Source organism: Microbacterium sp. B24 (assembly GCF_000333415.1).
Classification (GTDB): domain Bacteria; phylum Actinomycetota; class Actinomycetes; order Actinomycetales; family Microbacteriaceae; genus Microbacterium.
Map to the genome: position 1 here is coordinate 1,606 of NZ_BADB01000247.1, position 2,716 is coordinate 4,321.

The window sequence follows — 2,716 nt, forward strand, 5'->3', positions numbered from 1 at the left end:
GCNNCCCCNGGTCNCTCNCCNCNCGGGCCTCCCGCACCCGCGTCATCGACGATGAACCCGCCATCCCGCAACGCGGGCGTGGGCGCGGAGCCTACTGGCTCTACCTGCTGCCGGGCTTCCTCCTGCTGCTGATCATCGTCATCGTTCCCCTCGTCTGGAACGTCTATCTCACCTTCACCAGCTGGAAGGGGGTGCGCGCACCCACGTTCATCGGGGCCGCCAACTGGATCAAGCTCGTGGGCGACGAGGCCTTCTGGACGTCGTTCCTCAACTCGGTGTGGATGGTCATCGCGATGGTGATCGTGCCCACGATCGTGGGCCTTCTCATCGCCGCTCTGCTGTTCGACGTCGTCGGACGCAAGTTCGGCGGCCGCGTCGGCAGCTTCCTGCGGGCGACCTACTACCTTCCGCAGATCCTCCCGGTCGCCGTGGCCGGCATCGTGATCGGCTGGATCGTGCGCCCCGGCAGCGACGGCGCCCTCAATCAGCTGCTCGGCGGCATCGGCATCGCCCCCTACGACTGGCTGGGTCAGATGCCCTCCGCCCTGCTCGTGCTCATGGTGGTGCTGGTCTGGGTGCAGATCGGGTACCCGGTGGTGGTCTTCATGGCGGCACTGCAGCGCGTCGATCCGGAGCTGTACGAGGCGGCGGAACTCGACGGAGCCAATTGGTTCCAGCGGTTCGCCTCGATCACGGTCAGCATCATCCGTCCGGAGATCTTCGTCGTGACCCTCACCTGCACGATCGCCGCTCTCAAGGTGTTCGGCCCGGTCTACGTCATCACCCGCGGGGGACCCGCCGGAGCGACCCTCGTTCCCTCGTACTACGCCTACCAGGAGTTCTTCACGAAGCGCGACGTCGGCTACGGCGCGACGATCGCCACCGTGCTCACGATCCTCGTCGTCATCGTGTCGATCGTGTTCATCCGCGTGCAGAACTCTCTCGAACGCAAAGAAAGGGCGGGCCTGTGATGGCTGCCGGAACCGTACTCACCACGACGGCGCGCCCCCGCCGCGCGCCCTCCGGGCGACGCGGGCGCGGCGGCATGGTGACCAAGCGCGGAGTCGACTGGCTCCTGCTCGCCCTCGTCATCGTCGGCGCGCTCCTCGTGATCGCGCCCTTCTACCTCGTCCTGGTGAACTCGTTCAAATCTCCCACCGACTACGCCACCTCCGGCCCACTCGCTCTGCCGCAGGCCCTCGACTTCACCGGCATCACCACGTTCTGGGAGCGCGTCAACTTTCCGCAGAAGGTGTGGAACTCGGTGTTCATCTCGGGCATCGTCGCCGTGCTGGCCGTGCTGATCTCGATGCTCAACGCCTTCGCGATCGGCATCGGGCGCGTACGCGGACGCACCTGGATCGTGCTGCTGTTCCTGCTCGCGAACCTGCTGCCGCAGGAGGCGCTGCTGTACCCGCTGTACTACATGTTCAAATCGGTCGGCCTCTACGACAACGTGTGGTCGGTGATCATCGTCTTCACCGTCGTGCAGGCCGCGTTCGGCACCTACCTGTTGTCGTCGGTGTACGGCACGTTCCCCAAGGAAGTGCTGGAGGCGGCATCCCTGGACGGAGCCGGACGCTGGAAGATCCTCTGGCGCGTGGTCTTCCCGATCAGCCGCCCGACACTCTCGGTGCTGCTCATCTTCTTCTTCATCTGGACGTGGAACGAGTTCCTCATTCCGCTGACGTTCCTCGCATCGAACGCGAATCAGACGGTGCCGGTGGCCATCAGCGTCCTGCAGGGTGACCGCCTCATGGATGTCACCACGACCAGCGCGTCGGCGCTGCTGGGCATCATCCCGACGCTCATCTTCTTCCTCATCTTCCAGCGCACCCTCACCCGGGGCATCACGGCAGGAGCAGTCAAGTAATGAAGTTCACCGACGGGTTCTGGCAGCTGCGACCCGGTGTCGCCGCCCTGTACGCACAGGAGGCGTACGACATCTGGCAGATCCCCGACACCGCAGACGGTCCCGGCCTGATGGTCACCGCCCCCACGGCCGTCATCGCACGACGCGGCGACGTGCTCAACCGGCCCGTGCTGACCACGACCCTCTCCTCCCCCGCCGACGGCGTCATCCGCGTACGGGTCGCGCACCACACCGGCGCCCCCTGGCACGGCGGCTTCGCGCTTCCCGGCGCGGGAGGCTCGGCCGACGGCGTCGAGATCACCCCCAGCGGCGGCACGGTTCGCGCCGGCCTGCTCACGGCACGGGTCGCCGCGGGTGCCCCCTGGGATCTCGCCTTCGAGGTCGACGGACGCCGGGTCACCGGCAGCGGCCACAAGTCGCAGGGCTACCTGCGCATCTCGGCCGACGCGCAGGTCGACACCGGTATCGTCGGCAACGCCCGCGCCGGACAGCGCGCCAGCGCAGCACCCGCGTACGTGCACGAGCAGCTGGATCTCGGTGTCGGCGAGCTCGTCTACGGCCTCGGCGAGCGCTTCGGCCCGCTGGTCAAGAACGGACAGACCGTCGACATCTGGAACGCGGACGGCGGCACCTCGAGCGAGCAGGCGTACAAGAACGTGCCGTTCTACCTGACCAACCGCGGCTACGGCGTGCTGGTGAACGATCCGGGACATGTCTCGTTCGAGGTCGGCTCGGAAGCCGTCGAGCGCGTGCAGTTCTCCGTACCGATCCGCAGCACCGGCCCCGCTTCGCAGCGGACGACGTCATCGACGACGACTCTAGAGGATCCCCGGGACCGAGCTC

The 2,716-nt window shown here is 67.1% G+C and carries 2 protein-coding genes and 1 pseudogene; all 3 read left to right on the forward strand.

Going from position 1 to position 2,716, the window contains the following annotated elements:
- The first annotated feature begins 44 nt into the window (after positions 1 to 44).
- Positions 45 to 971 carry a carbohydrate ABC transporter permease gene (locus I5I_RS06645; protein WP_051039517.1) on the forward strand — a complete coding sequence of 309 codons (927 nt, stop codon included), beginning with the start codon at positions 45 to 47 and terminating at the stop codon, positions 969 to 971.
- Complete coding sequence (locus I5I_RS06650) at positions 971 to 1,873, forward strand: carbohydrate ABC transporter permease (protein ID WP_112932504.1); 903 nt, start codon at positions 971 to 973, stop codon at positions 1,871 to 1,873. The genes I5I_RS06645 and I5I_RS06650 overlap by 1 nt, the downstream gene beginning before the upstream one ends.
- Positions 1,873 to 2,716 (forward strand): annotated as a pseudogene (locus I5I_RS06655) (alpha-xylosidase); the annotation flags it as partial. The gene I5I_RS06650 and the pseudogene I5I_RS06655, both read left to right, overlap by 1 nt.